The organism is Microbacterium sp., from assembly GCF_047607225.1.
In the GTDB taxonomy this organism is placed as follows: domain Bacteria; phylum Actinomycetota; class Actinomycetes; order Actinomycetales; family Microbacteriaceae; genus Microbacterium.
Genome location: NZ_JASGDO010000025.1, coordinates 41,216 through 58,200, shown reverse-complemented (window position 1 = coordinate 58,200; position 16,985 = coordinate 41,216). Strand labels below are relative to the sequence as shown.

Genomic DNA, 16,985 nt, shown 5'->3' with positions numbered 1-16,985 from the left:
CGCGGCGCGGGTGCGGCGTCCGGACGCGGCGCCGGGGTGGGAGCGGCGGCCGGGCGGCGGGGGGCGAGATCCTCCACGGCGCGCAAGTGGCGGGACGCGGGGGGAGCGGTCAGGAGAGCGGTGTTCGACATGGTCGGAAGTCCTTCGGAACGAACCCGGGCGATGCGCCGGAGCGGGTTCAGCGTGTTGCGAGTGGCAGCGAGGCCTGTGGCGAGAGCACCACCTCCGCGTCGTGGGCGGCGGATCGGTCTCGGGGGTGCGGCGGCCGTTCCCGGATTCCCGGGTCAGAACCGGCGGGCGCACCCGGCGGATGTCACCGTGTCGGTGACGGCGGCTGAGTCAGCGGGTCGGCTGGTCAGCGTCAACACATTCGACAACACATGACGACACGCGGCATCATGATGCCGGCAGATCCGTTCGCCTCCCGGGCGGACAGAATGCGTGCGTTGTCAGTCATGGGCTTGATTATGACGAAGCGTGTCGCGGTGTGTCAAACCGCTGGATAATGGTCGATCGCAGATGACGGAATGTGACAGATTGCTCAACTCATGACCACTTCTGGACGCCGATTTCGTGTGGTCGGAACCTCGGGCTCGGGGAAGACGACCTTCTCCCGTCGGCTCGCCGCGCAGCAGGGGCTGGCGCACCTGGAGCTCGACGCCGTGTTCTGGGACGCCGACTGGCGTAAGCGCGACCCCGACGAGGCTCTCCAACTCGTGCGCGACTTCGTCGCCGCGCACCCCGAGGGCTGGGTGGCGGAGGGCAACTGGAACAGCTCGCTGCGGGGCCTCCTCGACCCCGGGACACCGGGCGGCGCGGATGTCGTCGTGTGGCTCGATCCGTCGCGTGCCGTCGTGATGCGACGGGTGCTGGGCCGGACGCTTCGCCGCGGCCTCCTGAGAGAGGAGCTGTGGCACGGCAACCGCGAGCGGGTGTCGAACTGGCTCCGCTGGGACCCCGAGCGCAACATCGTCCGCTGGGCCTGGACGAGCTTCGCGGCCAATCGAGAGCGCATGGCGAGGAGGCAGGCGGCCGGGGAGCCGGTCGTGCGTCTGCGAACGCGCCGAGAGGTCGACGCGTGGCTGGCCGCCGCAGCGGCGGACGGGCGTAGCGTGGAGGGGTGACCGATTTCACGTTCGCCGATGAGAAGGACGCCTCCCGCTATACGCTCCACCGGGGCGACGACCTCGTGAGCATCATCGACTATCGCGACGACGGCCGGACCCTCGCGATGACGCGCGTCTACACCGTGCCGACCTTCCGGGGGCACGGCTACGCCGCCGAGGTGGTCGACCGCGCCGTCGCCGAGCTCGAGGAGCGTGCCGACCGTATGGTGCAGCCGGTGTGCTGGTACGCCGCGGACTGGTTCGCCGCGCACCCCGAGCGCTCCGACATCCTCGCGCCCCGCTGACCGGGCTGCGACGCAGGCGGACGCCTCTAGCCGCGTCGGCGTCTGCGGTCAAGGGACTCGTCGGCACGGCGCTTCCCCGCGAGGGTGGAATCCTTCCCCTTTCCGGGGCGATCCAGGAGGAAGCCATGACCCGTGACCTGCCCGACGACATGATCGATGCCGAGCCCTCCGGCGGCTGGGCCCCCGAGGGAGGCGGTGCCTCAGCATCCGACGACGACGCTCCCTCTCCCGCCGATGAATCCGGACGGGGCGAAAACGAGGAGCGGGACGACAGCGGCGGGACCGGCTCGGCGGATCCCGTGGACGCGACGGAGGACATCTCCGACCCGTTCGTGGAGAGCGCGGAGATCCAGCAGGGACTCGATCCCGATCTCGTCACCGACGCCCAGGCCGAGCGCGACGAGGAGGCGCAGCGATGAGCGACTCTGCGCACGGCTTCCCCGTCGACGGGGAGGAGGTCGCCGCCGGGGTGCAGACCGAGCCCGCCCTCGCTCAGAACGAGACCACCGAGACCGAGCGACTGGACGGTGTCGTGGTGCAGACCCGTGCAGACCTCGGCGGCCAGGACGCCGAGACGATCGAGCAGGCCCTGCGCAGCAGGCTGAGCGATGCGGGCATCGCGATGGACGACGACGAGATCGCGGCCCTCGCGCGGGACCTGGCCGGGTGAGCCGGCGCCGGGCTGCTCGTCCTACTCTTCGTCGCAGAAGCGAAGGATCCGCTGGGCTGCCGGACGCGCATCGCGGATGAGCGTCTCGTGGCCGTGCCCGAACACCGTGAAGTGACGGGAGTCGGGGAGCGCGGCCGTCACCTCGGCGCACCAGCGCACCGTCGACACGCGATCACGTTCCCCTCGGATCACGAGCGTGGGTGCCTCGACCCGCGGGTACACGTCTTCCGGTCGGTGCGTGAGCATCGCCGTCATCTTCCGCCGCAGGTGCGGCCCGGCGCGCAGATACTCCCGCGCACCGAGGAGGAGGACCTTGGGGCTCTCGCCGAGGAGGTCGACCCCGAGGCGCGCCAGCTGGCTGAGGGCGTGCCGATGATGGCGGTCGACGGTCGGGGCCACGAGCACCAGCCGTTCGACGGTCTGCGGATGGCGGACGGCGACCTCGGTGGCCACCTGCGTGCCCATCGAGTGACCGATCAGCACGACGGGGCCGCGGGAGATCTTGTGCAGATAGGCGGCGACGAGGTCGGCGGTGCGTTCCATGGTCGGCGTCCGCGGCGGCTCGGGAGCCTCGCCGTAGCCGGGCTGGTCGATCGCGATGACGCGGCCGTGAGGCTGGAGCCGGCGGACGAGATCGGCGAAGACCTTCCGCCCCATCCCGATCCCGTGGATGAGGACGAACGTGGTCTCGGCGGATTCCGCTCCGCGTGCCTCGGCCAGGAGGGTCATGCCGCTGGCGGTGAACTCCTCGATCTCCCCGTCGTCGGTCGGCACCCCCGTGATCTCATCGAGGGCGCTGTCGACGGCATCGGCCGCCTGGTCGAGGGGGTCGTTCTCGGGCACGATACCGAGCGTACCGACCCCTGTCGGACGACTCCGCGACGACGTACCGTGTGGGGCATGTGCCGCAACATCGTGCCGCTCAACAACCTCGACCCCGCCGCGACCGACGAGGAGTGCCGGGATGCCGCCCTGCAGTACGTCCGGAAGATCGCCGGCACCACGACGCCGTCGCAAGTGAACAGGGAGGCGTTCGAGCAGGCCGTCGCCCAGATCGCCGCGGCGACGCGGCAGCTCGTCGACGGATTGACCACGAGCGCGCCCCCGAAGACACGGGAGGCCGAGGCGGCCAAACGTCGGGCACGCTCGGCGGATCGCTACGAGGCCATCCGGGTCTTCCAGCAGCAGAAGCGCGACGCCCGCGCGGCCGCCGAGCAGTAGCCTGGACGCGATGACGTCGCCACAGACCGCCAGCATTCCCCTCTCGCACGGTCAGCGCTGGCGCGCGTTCTGGGTGTGCGTGTCGGTGGCTGCGCTCACGATCCTCGACCTCAGCAAGGTCAACGTCGCGTTGCCCTCGATCGAAGCCGCCTTCGACGCGGCGTCCACCGAGCTCCAGCTCGTCGTGTCCGGCTACGTCCTGATGTTCGGTCTGGCCCTCGTCCCGTTCGGACGACTGGGGGATCAGCGCTCGCGGCGCGTGCTCTTCCTCGTCGGACTGAGCCTGTTCGCCCTGACGAGCGTCGTGTGCGCCCTCGCTCCTACGACCGAGGTGCTGTTGGTGGCCCGGCTCGTACAGGGACTGGCCGCCGGCATCCAGATGCCGCAGGTGCTCGGCACGATCCAGCAGCTCTTCGTCGGCAAGGAGCGCGGGCGGGCGTTCGGCCTCTTCGGCGCGACGATCGGGATCGCGACCGCGTTCGGGCCCACTCTCGGTGGTCTCATGATCGCCCTCGGCGGCCCGCAGGACGGCTGGCGCTGGATCTTCTGGCTCAACGTGCCGTTGTGCGTGCTCGTGATCGCCGGTGTCGTCTGGCTCCTCCCCGCCACCCGCCGACCGGCCCCGGGGCGCGTGCACCTCGACCCCGTAGGCCTGGTGCTCTTCGCGGTGAGCGTGCTGACCCTCATGTGGCCCTTCCTGTTCACGACCGGCTCTCCCGACGACGATCCCCGCCGCTGGTGGTCGCTGGCCGTCTTCGGTGTGTTCGTCGCCGCCTTCATCGCGTGGGAGCGGAGGTACGCGGCGTCCGGGCGCAGTCCGCTGATCCCGTTCGGACTCTTCGATGTCGCCTCGTTCCGCAACGGCACCCTGATCGTGACGGCCTACTTCACGGCGATCCCGGCGATGTTCCTGCTCACGACGCTGTTCCTGCAGGAGGGGATCGGGCTCCAGCCCGTCTTCGCCGGCATGGTCTCGATCGGGTTCGCCGTCGCGAGCGCGGTCAGCGCGTGGTTCGGCGGCAACCTCGTGGGCCGCCTGGGGCGGCCGCTCGTGGTGGCGGGCCTGGCGATCGTCCTCCTCGGTGTGACGGCGCTGGCTGTCGTGGCCTACACGGTTCCGCCCGGGGTGGTGGCCTACGCGATGGCCGCCGTGATGCTCGTCACGGGCGTGGGGGCCGGCCTCGTCGTCGCCCCGAACCAGACGCTGACCCTCGCCGAGATCCCCACCCGCTCGGGGGGCCTCGCAGGCTCGGTGGGGCAGCTCGGCCAGCGGATCGGAACGGCCGTGGGCACCGCTGTCGGGCTGTCGCTGTTCTACGCGACGATCTACCGCGAAGACGACGGTCGCCACGCGCTGGAGGTCTACCACGACGCGTACGCCTACGGGATGGCCGCCGTGGCACTGTTCCTGGGGCTGGCCTTCGTGCTCGGCGTCGTCGATCTCGGCTCCCGTCGCCGGGCTCGTCGGGAAGGCTCAGCGGACTGACCCTCCGATCCTCGCCGTCGCCCGCACGCCTCGGCGGCGATGTCGGTGCTCGCTCGTAGCGTGGAAGCATGCGGATCCTGCACACCTCCGACTGGCACATCGGGCGGACCTTCCACGGTCACTCCACGCTCGATGCCCTGCGCGGTGTGCTCGCCGAGCTGACCGCTCAGGTGCGGGAGCACGCGGTCGACGTCGTCGTCGTGGCCGGTGACGTGTTCGATTCCTCCGCTCCGGCGGGTGACTGCTACAGCCTCCTCACCGACACGCTGCGCGGTCTCGCCGACGCCGGGGCGCGCGTGATCGTCACGAGCGGCAACCACGACTCCGCTGCGCGCCTCGGCTTCCAGTCGGGGCTCCTCCGTGAAGGGATCAGCGTGGTGACCGATCCGGCGGCCGTCGGAACGCCCATCACGATCGCCGACGAGCACGGACCCGTGCACTTCTACGGCATCCCGTACCTCGAACCCGCGCTCCTCCGCCACCTCTGGCCCGAGGTGCGCACGCAGGAGGGGGCGCTCACTCGCGCGATGGATCTCGTCCGCGACGATCTCGCGCGTCGCCGAGCCACCGAGAGTGGCACACGGGCCGTCGCGATCGCCCATTGCTTCGCGGCGGGCGTCGAGCCGACTCCGCAGCTCGAGCGCGACATCCAGCAGGGCGGGCTCGATGTCGTCCCTCTCGCGGCGTTCGACGGCGTCGACTACGCCGCGCTCGGTCACATCCATGGCCGGCAGCGGCTCGCCGATCACATCCGGTACGCGGGCGCGCCCCTGCACTACAGCTTCGGCGAAGGCGACAAGCCGCGCGGCTCGTGGCTCGTCGAGCTCGATGCCGACGGGTGCGCCGACATCACTTGGCTCGCCTTGCCGGTGCCGCGACGGGTCGTCACCCTCACCGGTCCCCTCGACGAGCTGCTGGGCGACGAGCGGTTCGAGGGTGAGCGCGAGGCCTGGGTGTGCGCGGAGTACACCGACGACCTCCCGCAGCGCGATCCGCTGCGCCGGCTGCAGGAACGATTCCCGCACTGCGCCAAGGTCGTGCACCGACCGGCGCAGACCGCGCCCGCCGACGGCATGACCTACGCGCAGCGCGTCCGGGCGGCACGCAGCGATCGCGAGCTCGTCGAGGCCTTTCTCGTGCACGTCCGCGAGGGGGTCGGTGCGTCGGAGGCCGAACAGGAGCTGATCGACGATGTCTTGGCCGCGCGCGTGCGCGTCGAGGCGGCGGCGTGAAGCTGCACCGTCTCGATCTCACCGGTTTCGGACCGTTCCGTGAGACGCAGACGGTGGACTTCGACGCCTTCGACGGGCACGGCGTCTTCCTCATCTCGGGGCGCACGGGTGCCGGCAAGTCGAGCATCCTCGACGGGGTGAGCTTCGCGCTGTACGGCTCCGTGCCGCGGTACGAGGGCGGCGAGCGGCGGCTGCGCAGCGACCACAGCTTCCTGGGTGACCCCACCGAGGTCGTGCTCGAGTTCACGCAGGGCGAGCGGCGGCTGCGGGTGACGCGAGCTCCCGAGTACGAGCGCCCCGCCAAGCGTGGCGGCGGCATGACGGTGGAGCCCCAGCGTGCGGTCCTGGAGGAGTGGACGGGAGACGGCTGGCTGGGCCTTGCCGCCAAGCCTCGTGAGGTGGCCCAGTTTCTGGACGAGATCCTCGGACTGAACGCCCAGCAGTTCCAGCAGGTGATCCTGCTCGCGCAGAACAAGTTCTCGCGGTTCCTGCTGGCCACGGCCGCTGAGCGCCAGTCTCTCCTGCGGACGCTCTTCGGCACGAGGCGGTTCGAGCGCTACGAGGAAGAACTGGAGACGCGGCGCAAGGCCCTGCAGCGGGAGCTCGAGACCGCGGGCGAGCGCGTGCGGACGCTTCTCGGGCTGGCCGAGCGGCTCGTGGGCCAGCGTGATCTCGGTGGGAACGCGTCGGAAGACATCCCGGCGACCGATCTCGCGCGGCGTCGCGACGCCGTGGCCGCCGCCGGAGAACGCGCGCGCTACCGGGTCGAGACCGCTGAGCGCGCGCGCGACGAGGCCGAGGCCGCCGCGACGACCGCCGAGCGTGTGCTGTCGGTCGCGCTCGCGCATGCCGAACGGCTGGCGGCGCTCGATGTCGCCCGTCGCGAATGGGCGCAGCTCGACGCCGCGCGCCCCGCGATCGATGCCGCCCGTACGCGTCTCCGCCGGGCGCGAGAGGCGGAGGCTCTGCGGGCCCCGCTCGACGCCGTCGCCCGCGCAGAGGAGGCTTTCCGGGTCGCGGCCGAGGAAGAGCGCTCCGCGTATGAGGCGTGGAACCAAGACGCCGGCGATGCCGATCCCGCGGTCGCCCTCGAGACGCTCACGGGCGACATCGCCCGCTGGACCGAGGCGCTCGCCGACGAGGAGCAGGCGGCGGTGGCCTCGGCGACGATCGAGTCCCTCGCGCTCGACATCGAGGCAGAGACCGAGCGGCTCGCGACCTTCGACACGCAGCAGGCGCAGATTCCCGCCGAGCGTGAGCGACTGGAGCGCGCGCGAGATGCCGCACGGACCGATGCGGCGCAGCTCCCCGCGGCCGAGGCCCGGCAGGTCGAGCTCCGGGAACGCCTCGCGGCCGCGCGCGAGGCGGCGAGCCTCGCCGGCGAGCTGGAGAACGCGGAACGCGCCTACCTGGCCGCGTCCGAAGCCGCCTCGCAGGCGGCGGCCGAGGTCACCGCCCTTCTGCAGCGTCGGGTGGCCGATCGTGCCGGCGAGCTGGCCGCAGCCCTCGTCGACGGCGAGCCGTGCGCGGTCTGCGGGTCGACGTCGCACCCGTCGCCGGCCTCCGCCCCGCAGCATCCCGCGATCGACGACGACGCGGTGGCCCGCGCCGAGGAGCGTCGCGACGCCGCACGCGAGGCCGAACACGCGGCGGCGAGCATCGCGCGAGACGTCCGGGAGCGGCACGCCGCGGCGGCTGCACGCTCGGGGGGCCGAGACGTCGCCGCGCTGACGGAGGAGGAGGCCGTCGCCGGCGAGCAGGTCCGCGCCCGTCGGGAGGCCGCGGCCGAGGTCGAGCGCCTCGATGCGCGCCGCGCGGAGCTCGACGAGCTCGCCGCTGCCGCCGCGATCGAGCGAGACCGCGTCGCGACGGCGCTGGCCGAGCACCGCGAACGCCTCACGGGCCTGCGGGCGACGCTCGACGGGCTCCAGTCGCGGATCGCGGAAGCCCGCGGCGACAGTGCCTCCGTCGCGGAACGCCTCGCCGAGGCCGCGAATCGCCGCGATCGTGCGCGCGCGTGCGTCCGGGCCGCCGAGCGGCGCGCGGAGGCCGAGCGGAGCCTCGCTTCGGCCACCGCGGACCTCGCCGAGCGTCTGGACGCCTCCGAGTTCGCCGACGCCGCGGAGGCCGCCGCGGCGCTCCGCGACGACGCCGACCGGGCCCGGCTCGACGAGGAGATCCGCTCCCACACCGACGCGGAGGCGGGGGTCCGCGCGCGGCTCCTCGATCTGGAGCTGCGGACCGTCGACGTCGACGCTGCAGAGGTCGAGCCCGCCCGCGCCGCCCGCGATGCCACAGGCCACGCCCGCGCCGCGGCGATCGCGGCCGAGCGCGATGCCCGTTCCGACGCCGAACGACTCGGCGAGCTGCTCTCGGGGATCGACGCGGCCCGCGAAGGACTTCGCGAGCTCGAGGATCAGGCCGCCGTCGTCACCCGGCTGGCCGACACGGTGGCGGGGCGGGCGCCGAACACGAAGAAGATGGACCTGGAGACCTTCGTGCTGGCCGCGGAGCTCGAGGAGATCGTCGCCGCCGCCAACCTCCACCTCGACGACATGTCGGCCGGGAGGTACACCCTCCACCACTCGGATGCGAAGGCCTCGCACGGCCGGGCGTCTGGACTCGGGATCGACGTGCTCGATGCGCACACCGGAAAGCTCCGGTCTCCGCAGTCGCTCTCGGGCGGCGAGACCTTCCTCGCCTCCCTGGCTCTCGCCCTGGGGCTCGCCGAGGTCGTCACGAGTCGTGCGGGCGGGATCCGCCTCGACACCCTCTTCGTCGACGAGGGCTTCGGGTCGCTGGATCCCGAGACCCTCGACCTCGCCATGCGCACCCTCGACGCCCTGCGGGCGGGTGGGCGCACCGTCGGCGTCATCAGCCACGTCGAGGCGATGAAGGAACAGCTCGCCGCGCGGCTGGTGGTCGAGTCGACGAGTGAGGGCCCGAGCGTCATCCGCCAGGACGGGCTCTGATCGGGGGCCGCAGCGGTCTTGCCGGTCAGACCCAGCGGTACCCGGCGCCGCGCACGGTCTCGATGCGCTCGGCGCCGAGCTTCTGCCGCAGGTAGCCGACGTACACATCGGCCACGTTGGACCCCGGGTCGAAGTCGTACCCCCATACGCGACTGAGCAGCTGCTCGCGGCTGAGCACCTGCCCGGCGTTGCGGACGAACTCCTCCGCCAGGGCGAACTCCCGCGACGACAGCTCGACGCGGCGTCCGTCCAGGCGCGCCTCGCGCGTGCGCACATCGAGCGTCAGGTCGCGATGCGAGAGCGCGGCGACGTTCCCGGTGTCGTCGTCCTTGCGCATGCGCAGCCGGATGCGGGCGAGCAGCTCGTCGAAGCGGAACGGCTTGCCGAGGTAGTCGTCGGCACCGCCCTCGAGCCCCGCGACGGTGTCGTGGAGCTCTACGCGAGCCGTGAGGATGATGACGGGCATGCGGGAGCCGCCCCCGCGCAGCTGCTCCAGCACCTGGAAGCCGTCCATACCCGGAAGGTTGACGTCGAGCACCATGAGGTCGAACTCGTCCGACTGCGCGAGGTGGAGGGCATCGGGACCCGTGGCGGCGACGGTCGTGGCGAAACCGGCCGACCGCAGGCCCTTGTCGATGAACCCGGAGATGCGGGACTCGTCCTCGGCGATCAGGATCGATGCCATCTCAGTTGCCTTCCGTCGTGGCCATCGGGTCGGGAAGTGGGGGGCGCGGCGGCACGTCGCCCATCGTCGCCGCATCCAGCGGCACCGCGATCACGAACACCGCTCCGCCGGCGTCGGCGTCTTCGACCCGCACCGACCCCCCGTGGGCCCGGGCGATCACCTGCACGATGTTCAGTCCCAGTCCGCTGCCGCCGCGATCGTCGCCGCCGCGGTGGAACCGGTCGAACACCGTCGCCTTCTCGGCGTCGGGCACGCCGGGGCCGTTGTCGCGCACCCACAGCTCCAGGGTCTCGCTGCGCACGCGGCTGCCGATCTCGATGCGTCCTCCGCCGTGGCTGACGCCGTTCTGGGCCAGTTGCAGCATGGCCTGGGTGATACGGGCGGGGTCGAGGATCGCGACCACGTCGGCGGACTCGCCGGCCGAGACGGTCGCCCCCTCGATCCCCTCCGCCTTGCGGACGATCTGCTGCAGCAGCTCGGCGACGTCGACGCGGCTCGCGGCGATCGGCCGGGGGCCGTGGAGGGCGGCGGCGGCCGCCAGGTCCTGCACGAGCATCGCCATCCGCTCCAGTTCGTCGATCGCGAGGTCGCGGGTGTCGCGCACGTCGTCGGGATCGTCAGCGTCCATGACCTCGAGGTTGCCGCGCACGATCGTGATCGGCGTCTTCAGTTCGTGCCCGACGTCGCTGAGCAGCTGACGCTGCGAGTCGAGCGCGTTGTCGAGGCGGTCGAGCATGTCGTTCATGGTGGCGGCGAGCTCGGAGACGTCATCGGTGCCCTGCACGGGGAGGCGTTCGGTGAGCGCCTGGCCCGTCACGCGCTCGGCCGTCTCCCGCATCTGGCGGAGGGGGCGCAGCAGGCGGCCCGAGACGAGGGAGGCGACGAGGGCGATCACGACGAGGGCCACCACCGATGCGACGACGTAGGCCTGCGCCGTCCCGTTGATCTCGTCGAGCTCGGCCCGGACGTCGTAGGCCATCGCGAAGATGACCTTCTGGTTGGGGTCGCCGCCGGAGATCGCGATGGGAGCGGCGAGATATCGCCACACCACGCCCTCCTCGGCGTACGTGCCGATCCGGGGGTCGTTGCCGGTCACCTGAGACACCACGTACGGCACGAAGCCGGGCTTCTCGGTGAGGTCGATGTCCAGCCCCACACCCGAGCGGAAGCGGGCCTTGCCGTCGATGATGCCGATCGCGCCGGTGTTGTCATCGGGGCTCATGCGCTGAACGACGGCGCGCAGCGCCTCTTCCGCCGTGGTCCACGTCGTCGTGCCCTCCGGGCCGTCGGGCCCGCCGGCCACGATGATGCGCGCCGACTCGAGGTTGTCCTGCAGGCGCCCTTCGATCGCCTCCAGCGACACCGTCCGCTCGACGAGGTACACCGTCAGCCCGACGACCGCCATGCCCAGGAAGGCGACCGCGGTGATGACCGCGACGATGCGGGTCCTCACCGACAGTGCGGCGCGACGGGGGCGCGCGGTCGCGGGCGGGGCAGTCGTGGTCACCTTCTCAGTATTCCGATCCGGGCCGGGCCCGCGCGCGCTCCTAAGAGATGTCTCATCCCGTTCTTCCCCCACGCATGCTGGAATCGAGGGGTGGATGCGCCATCGGTGACCCGCCCGCGCGACGCGGCCGGGCGAGACGACGAAGCGGAACTGGTCGCCGACGCGTTGGACGTGCCACGGGATGCGCTGACGCCACTGTCGCGCGAACCGCTCGGCGACGGCACGGTCGCAGGCTTCGTCCTCGCCGACGGGACGGTCGCCTATGTCGACTCGTCGGGTCTGCGCGTGGCCGCCGAGACGGGCCTCGTCCAGGAAGGCGTGGGCCGGGTGTGGATCCATCCCGCCGACCCGCACCTTCCGGCCTTGGCCCCGGCCGCTTTCGGTGACGCCGCCTCCATCCTGCTCTCGCGCCTGGGGATCCCGGGTGCGCAGATGCCGGGCCTCGTCGGGTATCGGCCGGGGCGGCGCGCGGTCCTGCGGGTGGTGACCGACGAGGGCGTCGTGTGGGTCAAGGTCGTCCGCCCGCGCCGGATCGAGCGCATCGTGGAGGCGCATCGCGTTCTGCACGCGCACGGGCTTCCCGTGCCGGCGGTCCGGGGCTGGTCGCCCGGCGGTCTCCTGGTCCTCGACGACGCCGAGGGGGAGCCAGCCACCGAGACCACGTGGGAGCCGGGCGGGCTCATCGACGCCGTCGGAGCGCTGCGGGCACGCCTGGCCGCGGCTCCCCTGGAGGGACCCGCACGCACGTCGTTGCGTGAGCGCCTGCCGTGGTACACGGCGGGGCTGCATGCGCTCCGTCCCGGCCGCCGCGACCAGATCGACGACATCGCCGCCGCCGTCTCGGCGATCCCGGAGTCGACCGACCGCGTGACGATCCATGGCGACCTACATCTCGGGCAGCTCTTCGTGCGGGACGGCGAGGTGTCGGGACTGATCGACGTCGACACCGCGGGCCAGGGAAGCGCCGACGACGATGCGGCGGCGTTCCTCGCCCACGCCGTGGCGAGTGCCCTACTGACCGAAGCCACGGGAGGAACCTCGAGCGCGCGGGTGTGGGCGCTCGCCGACGCCGCCGACCGGGCGTGGGGCGGTTCGTCGGGGGCGCGTGCTCTGACCGCCGTGCAGCTGCTGGGCCACGCCGTGGGGGCGGCGTCCGGCGGAGACGAGCGACGCGCAGACGCCCTCCTCGACTACGCCGCGCGCGCCGTCCAGGAACGTAAGAGCCCTCTCATCACCGGCTTCGAGGAGGCTTAGCGGCTGTCGTCAGAGTAGAGGACATGCGGAAGCGACCGGCGAGCCGGGAGCACCGCAGAAGATCTCGACAACGACCAGGAGGTAGGACCATGAAGAAGAAGTGGATCGCATACGGTGTGACCGGAGCCGTCGGACTCGGCCTCGTCGCGGGAGGCGCCAGCGCCATGGCCGCGCAGATGGACCTGCGCACGACCGACGGAGCCGTGGTTCCCGGCGGCGCGCTGACCGGCAAGAACGGTTCGCTGCTGGAGAGCCCCTCGGTGACACTCAGCGTGACCGACACCTCGGTCACCGTCGTCTCGGCCCCCACACCGCGCAGCGCCGTGACGCCGCAGACCGCCCCCACGGTGCAGACCGCCCCCACCCCGCGCAGCGTCGTGACGCCGCAGACCGCCCCGACGCCGCAGACCGCGCCGTCGCCGGCGACCTCTCCGTCGCCGGTCACGCCGCCGTCGCCGGTGACCCCGGCGTCGCCGGTCACCCCCGCATCCCCGGCGACGCCCGCCTCGCCCGTCTCGCCGGCGAGCCCCGTGTCGGTGGCCTCGGCTCCCTCGAACTGACGCCCCACGACACACGCACGGCACACGCCCCCACGACGAACGCCCCCGGGATCTCCCGGGGGCGTTCGTCGTGCGGCGCGTCAGGCGCCGGTCACTCCTGGAGGTGCTTCTCGGCGGCGGTGTAGATCGCGTCGACGAACTCCTCCGCCGACTCCTCGGTGAAGGTGCCCTGCGACTGGCTCACCATGGCATCGATCATCGGCTGGCGGCCGGCCTCACCCGCCATGAGCACGGCCTTGCCGGTGGTGATGAGGGTCGAGTCCGGGAAGAACTGCTCGACGACCTCGTCGGTGATCGACGGGTCGATCTCCTGGAAGATCGACATGATCGCGGGACGCACCTCGTCGAGGAAGGCCGTCTCGTCGTAGGCCCCTGCGGCCGGCGCGTCGTCATCGGGGTCGGCGTCGTCGTCGGCGGGCTGGCTGGGTGCGGACGACACGCTCGGCGACGATGAGGCGTCGGAGGGCGTCGAGCTTCCGATGACGCTGAAGGCGATCGCCGCAACGAGGGCGACGAACCAGATCGCACCGCCGATGAGCGAGACCACGAGCGACACGATGCCGAGCGGCTTTCCGCCCTGCTTGCGGCTGGCCAGGACCACGATCGACAGGATGAAGGCGACGACGAGGGCGAGGCCGCCGACGATCGTCGCGATGAGGCCCACCCACGGCACGGGGACGAACCCGACGAGAACGAGGACGATGCCGAGCGCGACGGTGCCGATCGAGAACCAGGCCAGCGTCTTGGGGCGCGTGTCGGGGCCGGTCGGCGCCGGGGCGTATCCCGGCTGCGCGTAACCGGCGGGAGCCTGGCCGTATCCAGCCGGAGCCTGCCCGTATCCAGCCGGGGCCTGCCCGTATCCAGCCGGAGCCTGCCCGTATCCGGCGGGAGCCTGGCCATATCCCGTGGGGGTCTGCCCGTATCCGGCGGGGGCGGTCGGAGGTGCCGGCGGGTAGGCCTGCGTCGGAGCGTCAGCGGTCGGAGCCGACGCCGGGTAGGCCTCGGTCGGCGCGTCGCCGGCGGGCGCGGCGGAGCTCTCCGACGCGCTGCTGTCGGCGACCGGCGCCTCGGCGGACGGCTCGTTCACATCGCGACGCGCGGCGTCGTCGGGCTCGTGAGGGGTGGACATGGCACTCCTTGCTGTTCAGGTTCCGTCATGGCAACGGTTCTCAAGGGTATCGGGTGATTAGTCACGCCCGGGAGGGGGTCCGCGCGGCCCGCCGGTGGGCGATGATGGAATGTCGGCGACGGCGAAGGAGAGACATGACGCTCAAGACGGTCCCCCTGGATACTCCCGCAGGCATCACGGCTCGATTGGGGTGGGATCCGGCCACGACGGTGCACGACCGTCGACGGATCATCGCGAAGGAGCTCATCGCGTCGCGGCTCGGCTGCGACGTGAGCGACATCCGCATCGAGCGGGAGGCGCCGCGCGGTTTCGGCTACCATACCCGTCTCATCGCCTCTCGCGACGGTCAGGACCTCCCCATCGCGATCGTGACGGCGAGCTACCGGGCCGCCACGGTCGTGGCGATCTGCGACCCCGCGCTTCCGGTCGGGATCGACATCCGCGACATGACTCCGGAGCCCGCGGACATCGCACTGATGCGCCGGCATTCTCGAGTGCTCGACAGCGGCAACCTCCCCGACCTCCTGCAGCACTGGGTGCGCACCCAGGCAGTCCTGGAGGCCGATGGCCGCGGCGTCCGCGTCGCGCCCGAACAGGTGCGGCTGGACGCCGGGCGCCACAAGGGGTGGATCCCCGACCGCAACATGAAGTACTCGCTCGTCGACGCGTCGCGGGACGGCTGGGTCATCACCCTCGCGTATGGCCTCCTCCCCGCGGAGTGAGCCCGGTCAGTCGACGAGATCGGGAAGGGCTGCACGCAGCTCGGCGATCCACGCGTGCGCGTTGCCGTCGGACGGCGCGCGCCAGTCGCCGCGAGGCGACAGCGAGCCCGCCGGTGACACCTTGGGTCCGTTGGGGATCGCGGAACGCTTGAACTGGGCGAAACCGAAGTACCTCGTGAGGAAGACGCGGAGCCAGCGCACGACGGTCGGGAGGTCGTAGGCGTAGCGCTCGTCCTCCGGGAATCCGGGAGGCCAGGCGCCCGCCTCGGGATCGGCCCATGCGTGCCGCGCCAGGAAGGCGATCTTCGACGGGCGGAGTCCATAGCGCAGCACGTGGAACAGGGCGAAGTCGTGGAGGGCGTAGGGGCCGATGGTGTCCTCGGTCGACTGGACCTTCCCGTCTTCACCGGCGGGCACGAGCTCGGGGCTGATCTCGGTGGCCAGCACCGACTCCAGTACGCTCACGGCCTCCTCCGAGACACCCTCGCGGTGCGCGATGACCCAGCGGATCAGGTGCTGGATCAGCGTCTTGGGCACGCCCGCGTTGACGGCGTAGTGGCTCATGTGATCGCCCACGCCGTAGGTCGCCCAGCCGAGAGCGAGCTCCGACAGGTCGGAGGTGCCCACGACGAAGCCGCCGTTCTGATTGGCGAGCCGGAAGAGGAAGTCCGTGCGGGCCCCCGCCTGCACGTTCTCGAAGGTCACGTCGTACACCGGCTCGCCGCCCGCGAACGGGTGCCCGATACCGGTGAGGATCTCCGTCGCCATGGGGCGGATGTCGATGGTCTGCACCGAGGCGCCGAGCGCCTCCGCAAGGGCGATGGCGTTCGACTTGGTGTGGTCGCCCGTGGCGAACCCGGGCATCGTGTACGCGAGGATGTCGCTGCGCGGCCGGCCCATCCGGTCCATCGCGCGGGCGACGACGAGGAGGGCATGGGTCGAGTCGAGTCCGCCCGAGACGCCGATCACGGGCTTGGGCGACCCGATCGCGCGCATGCGCTGCTCGAGCCCCGACACCTGGATGTTGAACGCCTCGTAGCAGTCCAGGTCGAGCCGGGCGGGATCGTCCGGGACGAAGGGGAAACGGTCGAGCGGTCGGCGGAACCCAATGTCCTCCGCGGGAGGCTCCAGCCACAGCTCGATCGGCACCATGTCGGCGCCGGCCGATCGCGCGTTCTCGTCGAAGGTGCCCTGCCGCATGCGGTCCTGCCGGAGCCGATCGAGGTCGACGTCGGCGACGCTTCGCCGAGGGCCGTCGGGGAACCGTTCGGTCTCGGCGAGGAGGGTGCCTCCCTCATAGATCATCGTCTGGCCGTCCCACGAGACGTCGTTGGTCGATTCGCCTTGACCGGCGGCGGCGTAGGCGTAGGCGGCGAGGCACCGCAACGACTGGGACTGGACGAGCGTGCGGCGGTCCTCCGCGCGCGCAATCGTGATGGGGCTGCCCGACAGGTTCAGGAGCACCGTGGCCCCCGCCAATGCAGCCCTCGACGACGGCGGGATCGGCACCCACAGGTCCTCGCAGACCTCCACGTGGAAGATGAGGCCCGGCACGTCCTTCACCTGGAAGAGGAGGTTGGACCCGAACATGACCTCCGTGCCGGCGAGGTCGAGAGGCTCGCCGTATCCGTCGTCGGCCGGCGCGAACCACCGATGCTCGTAGAACTCGCGGTAGGTGGGCAGGTACGACTTGGGCACGACGCCCAGCACCGCCCCGCGGTGGATCACGACGGCGCAGTTGGCGAGCCGGTTGCCGTGGCGCAGAGGGGCGCCGACCACGAGCACGGGGCGAAGGTCGGCGGAGGCGGCGACGATCGTCTCGATCGCCTCGACCACGGCATCCAGGACCGCATCCTGCAGGAACAGGTCTTCGATCGCGTAGCCGGTCAGACACAGCTCGGGAAAGAGCGCGATGGCCGTCCCGTCGGCGTGGCATTCGCGGGCCGAGGCGAGGACCGCCTCGGCGTTGGCGGCGGGATCGGCGATCGACACCGGGATCGTGCAGGCGGCGATGCGCGCGTACCCGTGACGGTAGACGCTGTCGAAGGGGAGGGTCTCGGTCACCGCTCCAGTCTGTCACCCGCGGCGGCGGAGGTCACCGGGGTCGAGCGGAGGCGAACCGGCGATGTCGGTGCG

At 71.7% G+C, this 16,985-nt stretch carries 16 protein-coding genes; 11 read left to right on the top strand and 5 right to left on the bottom strand.

Features of this window, described 5'->3' with window-relative positions; translation table 11 throughout:
* Positions 1 to 548: 548 nt before the first annotated feature.
* The 4 genes from QM591_RS04455 (at position 549) to QM591_RS04440 (ending at position 2,081) form a co-directional block, all read left to right on the top strand.
* Positions 549 to 1,124: an AAA family ATPase gene (locus QM591_RS04455; RefSeq protein WP_415130020.1), complete on the top strand. Its 576-nt coding sequence runs from the start codon at positions 549 to 551 to the stop codon at positions 1,122 to 1,124.
* Positions 1,121 to 1,411 (top strand): GNAT family N-acetyltransferase, encoded by a 291-nt coding sequence (locus tag QM591_RS04450; protein ID WP_415130018.1) that lies wholly within the window; start codon positions 1,121 to 1,123, stop codon positions 1,409 to 1,411. The genes QM591_RS04455 and QM591_RS04450 overlap by 4 nt, the downstream gene beginning before the upstream one ends.
* Positions 1,412 to 1,536: 125 nt before the next feature.
* Positions 1,537 to 1,830, top strand: a complete 294-nt coding sequence (locus tag QM591_RS04445; RefSeq protein ID WP_415130016.1) for a hypothetical protein — start codon at positions 1,537 to 1,539, stop codon at positions 1,828 to 1,830.
* Complete coding sequence (locus QM591_RS04440; RefSeq protein WP_415130014.1) at positions 1,827 to 2,081, top strand: hypothetical protein; 255 nt, start codon at positions 1,827 to 1,829, stop codon at positions 2,079 to 2,081. The genes QM591_RS04445 and QM591_RS04440 overlap by 4 nt, the downstream gene beginning before the upstream one ends.
* A gap of 21 nt (positions 2,082 to 2,102) precedes the next feature.
* Here the strand turns inward: QM591_RS04440 and QM591_RS04435 are convergent, their stop codons facing one another.
* Complete coding sequence (locus QM591_RS04435) at positions 2,103 to 2,924, bottom strand: alpha/beta fold hydrolase (protein ID WP_415130012.1); 822 nt, start codon at positions 2,922 to 2,924, stop codon at positions 2,103 to 2,105.
* Between the two features lie 57 nt (positions 2,925 to 2,981).
* On the opposite strand from QM591_RS04435, the gene QM591_RS04430 reads away from it, so the two are divergent.
* From QM591_RS04430 to QM591_RS04415, 4 genes are all read left to right on the top strand, one after another.
* Positions 2,982 to 3,302 carry a DUF2277 domain-containing protein gene (locus QM591_RS04430; RefSeq protein ID WP_415130010.1) on the top strand — a complete coding sequence of 107 codons (321 nt, stop codon included), beginning with the start codon at positions 2,982 to 2,984 and terminating at the stop codon, positions 3,300 to 3,302.
* 10 nt (positions 3,303 to 3,312) lie between these two features.
* On the top strand, positions 3,313 to 4,788 hold the full coding sequence (locus tag QM591_RS04425) for an MFS transporter (protein ID WP_415130008.1): 1,476 nt from the start codon (positions 3,313 to 3,315) through the stop codon (positions 4,786 to 4,788).
* A 68-nt stretch (positions 4,789 to 4,856) separates the two neighbouring features.
* Entirely contained in the window at positions 4,857 to 6,020 is a 1,164-nt protein-coding gene (locus QM591_RS04420; protein WP_415130006.1) for an exonuclease SbcCD subunit D, read from the top strand.
* The gene (locus QM591_RS04415; protein ID WP_415130004.1) at positions 6,017 to 8,992 is read left to right on the top strand and encodes an AAA family ATPase; all 2,976 of its coding nucleotides are present in this window, start codon (positions 6,017 to 6,019) and stop codon (positions 8,990 to 8,992) included. Before QM591_RS04420 ends, QM591_RS04415 begins: the two co-directional genes overlap by 4 nt.
* Positions 8,993 to 9,017: 25 nt before the next feature.
* On the opposite strand, the gene QM591_RS04410 is transcribed toward QM591_RS04415, so the two are convergent.
* Positions 9,018 to 9,677: a response regulator transcription factor gene (locus tag QM591_RS04410; RefSeq protein WP_415130002.1), complete on the bottom strand. Its 660-nt coding sequence runs from the start codon at positions 9,675 to 9,677 to the stop codon at positions 9,018 to 9,020.
* Between the two features lies 1 nt (position 9,678).
* On the bottom strand, positions 9,679 to 11,184 hold the full coding sequence (locus tag QM591_RS04405) for an ATP-binding protein (RefSeq protein ID WP_415130000.1): 1,506 nt from the start codon (positions 11,182 to 11,184) through the stop codon (positions 9,679 to 9,681).
* A gap of 105 nt (positions 11,185 to 11,289) precedes the next feature.
* On the opposite strand from QM591_RS04405, the gene QM591_RS04400 reads away from it, so the two are divergent.
* The gene (locus tag QM591_RS04400; RefSeq protein WP_415129998.1) at positions 11,290 to 12,438 is read left to right on the top strand and encodes a phosphotransferase; all 1,149 of its coding nucleotides are present in this window, start codon (positions 11,290 to 11,292) and stop codon (positions 12,436 to 12,438) included.
* Positions 12,439 to 12,527: 89 nt separating this feature from the next.
* Complete coding sequence (locus QM591_RS04395) at positions 12,528 to 12,998, top strand: hypothetical protein (RefSeq protein ID WP_415129996.1); 471 nt, start codon at positions 12,528 to 12,530, stop codon at positions 12,996 to 12,998.
* A gap of 91 nt (positions 12,999 to 13,089) precedes the next feature.
* On the opposite strand, the gene QM591_RS04390 is transcribed toward QM591_RS04395, so the two are convergent.
* Positions 13,090 to 14,127 carry a hypothetical protein gene (locus QM591_RS04390; protein ID WP_415129994.1) on the bottom strand — a complete coding sequence of 346 codons (1,038 nt, stop codon included), beginning with the start codon at positions 14,125 to 14,127 and terminating at the stop codon, positions 13,090 to 13,092.
* Between the two features lie 134 nt (positions 14,128 to 14,261).
* On the opposite strand from QM591_RS04390, the gene QM591_RS04385 reads away from it, so the two are divergent.
* Complete coding sequence (locus QM591_RS04385; protein ID WP_415129992.1) at positions 14,262 to 14,849, top strand: hypothetical protein; 588 nt, start codon at positions 14,262 to 14,264, stop codon at positions 14,847 to 14,849.
* Positions 14,850 to 14,855: 6 nt separating this feature from the next.
* Here QM591_RS04385 and QM591_RS04380 read toward each other — a convergent pair whose 3' ends face one another.
* Positions 14,856 to 16,913, bottom strand: coding sequence for an NAD(+) synthase (locus QM591_RS04380; protein ID WP_415129990.1), 2,058 nt, complete (start codon positions 16,911 to 16,913; stop codon positions 14,856 to 14,858).
* Positions 16,914 to 16,985 lie beyond the last annotated feature (72 nt).

What these genes read in the sequence shown, in the direction of transcription:
- QM591_RS04390 (WP_415129994.1), bottom strand. Translation starts at nt 14,127, where the DNA reads ATGTCCACCCCTCACGAGCCCGACGACGCCGCGCGTCGCGATGTGAAC.
- QM591_RS04385 (WP_415129992.1), top strand. Translation starts at nt 14,262, where the DNA reads ATGACGCTCAAGACGGTCCCCCTGGATACTCCCGCAGGCATCACGGCT.
- QM591_RS04445 (WP_415130016.1), top strand. Translation starts at nt 1,537, where the DNA reads ATGACCCGTGACCTGCCCGACGACATGATCGATGCCGAGCCCTCCGGC.
- QM591_RS04455 (WP_415130020.1), top strand. Translation starts at nt 549, where the DNA reads ATGACCACTTCTGGACGCCGATTTCGTGTGGTCGGAACCTCGGGCTCG.
- QM591_RS04410 (WP_415130002.1), bottom strand. Translation starts at nt 9,677, where the DNA reads ATGGCATCGATCCTGATCGCCGAGGACGAGTCCCGCATCTCCGGGTTC.
- QM591_RS04440 (WP_415130014.1), top strand. Translation starts at nt 1,827, where the DNA reads ATGAGCGACTCTGCGCACGGCTTCCCCGTCGACGGGGAGGAGGTCGCC.
- QM591_RS04395 (WP_415129996.1), top strand. Translation starts at nt 12,528, where the DNA reads ATGAAGAAGAAGTGGATCGCATACGGTGTGACCGGAGCCGTCGGACTC.
- QM591_RS04430 (WP_415130010.1), top strand. Translation starts at nt 2,982, where the DNA reads ATGTGCCGCAACATCGTGCCGCTCAACAACCTCGACCCCGCCGCGACC.
- QM591_RS04425 (WP_415130008.1), top strand. Translation starts at nt 3,313, where the DNA reads ATGACGTCGCCACAGACCGCCAGCATTCCCCTCTCGCACGGTCAGCGC.
- QM591_RS04420 (WP_415130006.1), top strand. Translation starts at nt 4,857, where the DNA reads ATGCGGATCCTGCACACCTCCGACTGGCACATCGGGCGGACCTTCCAC.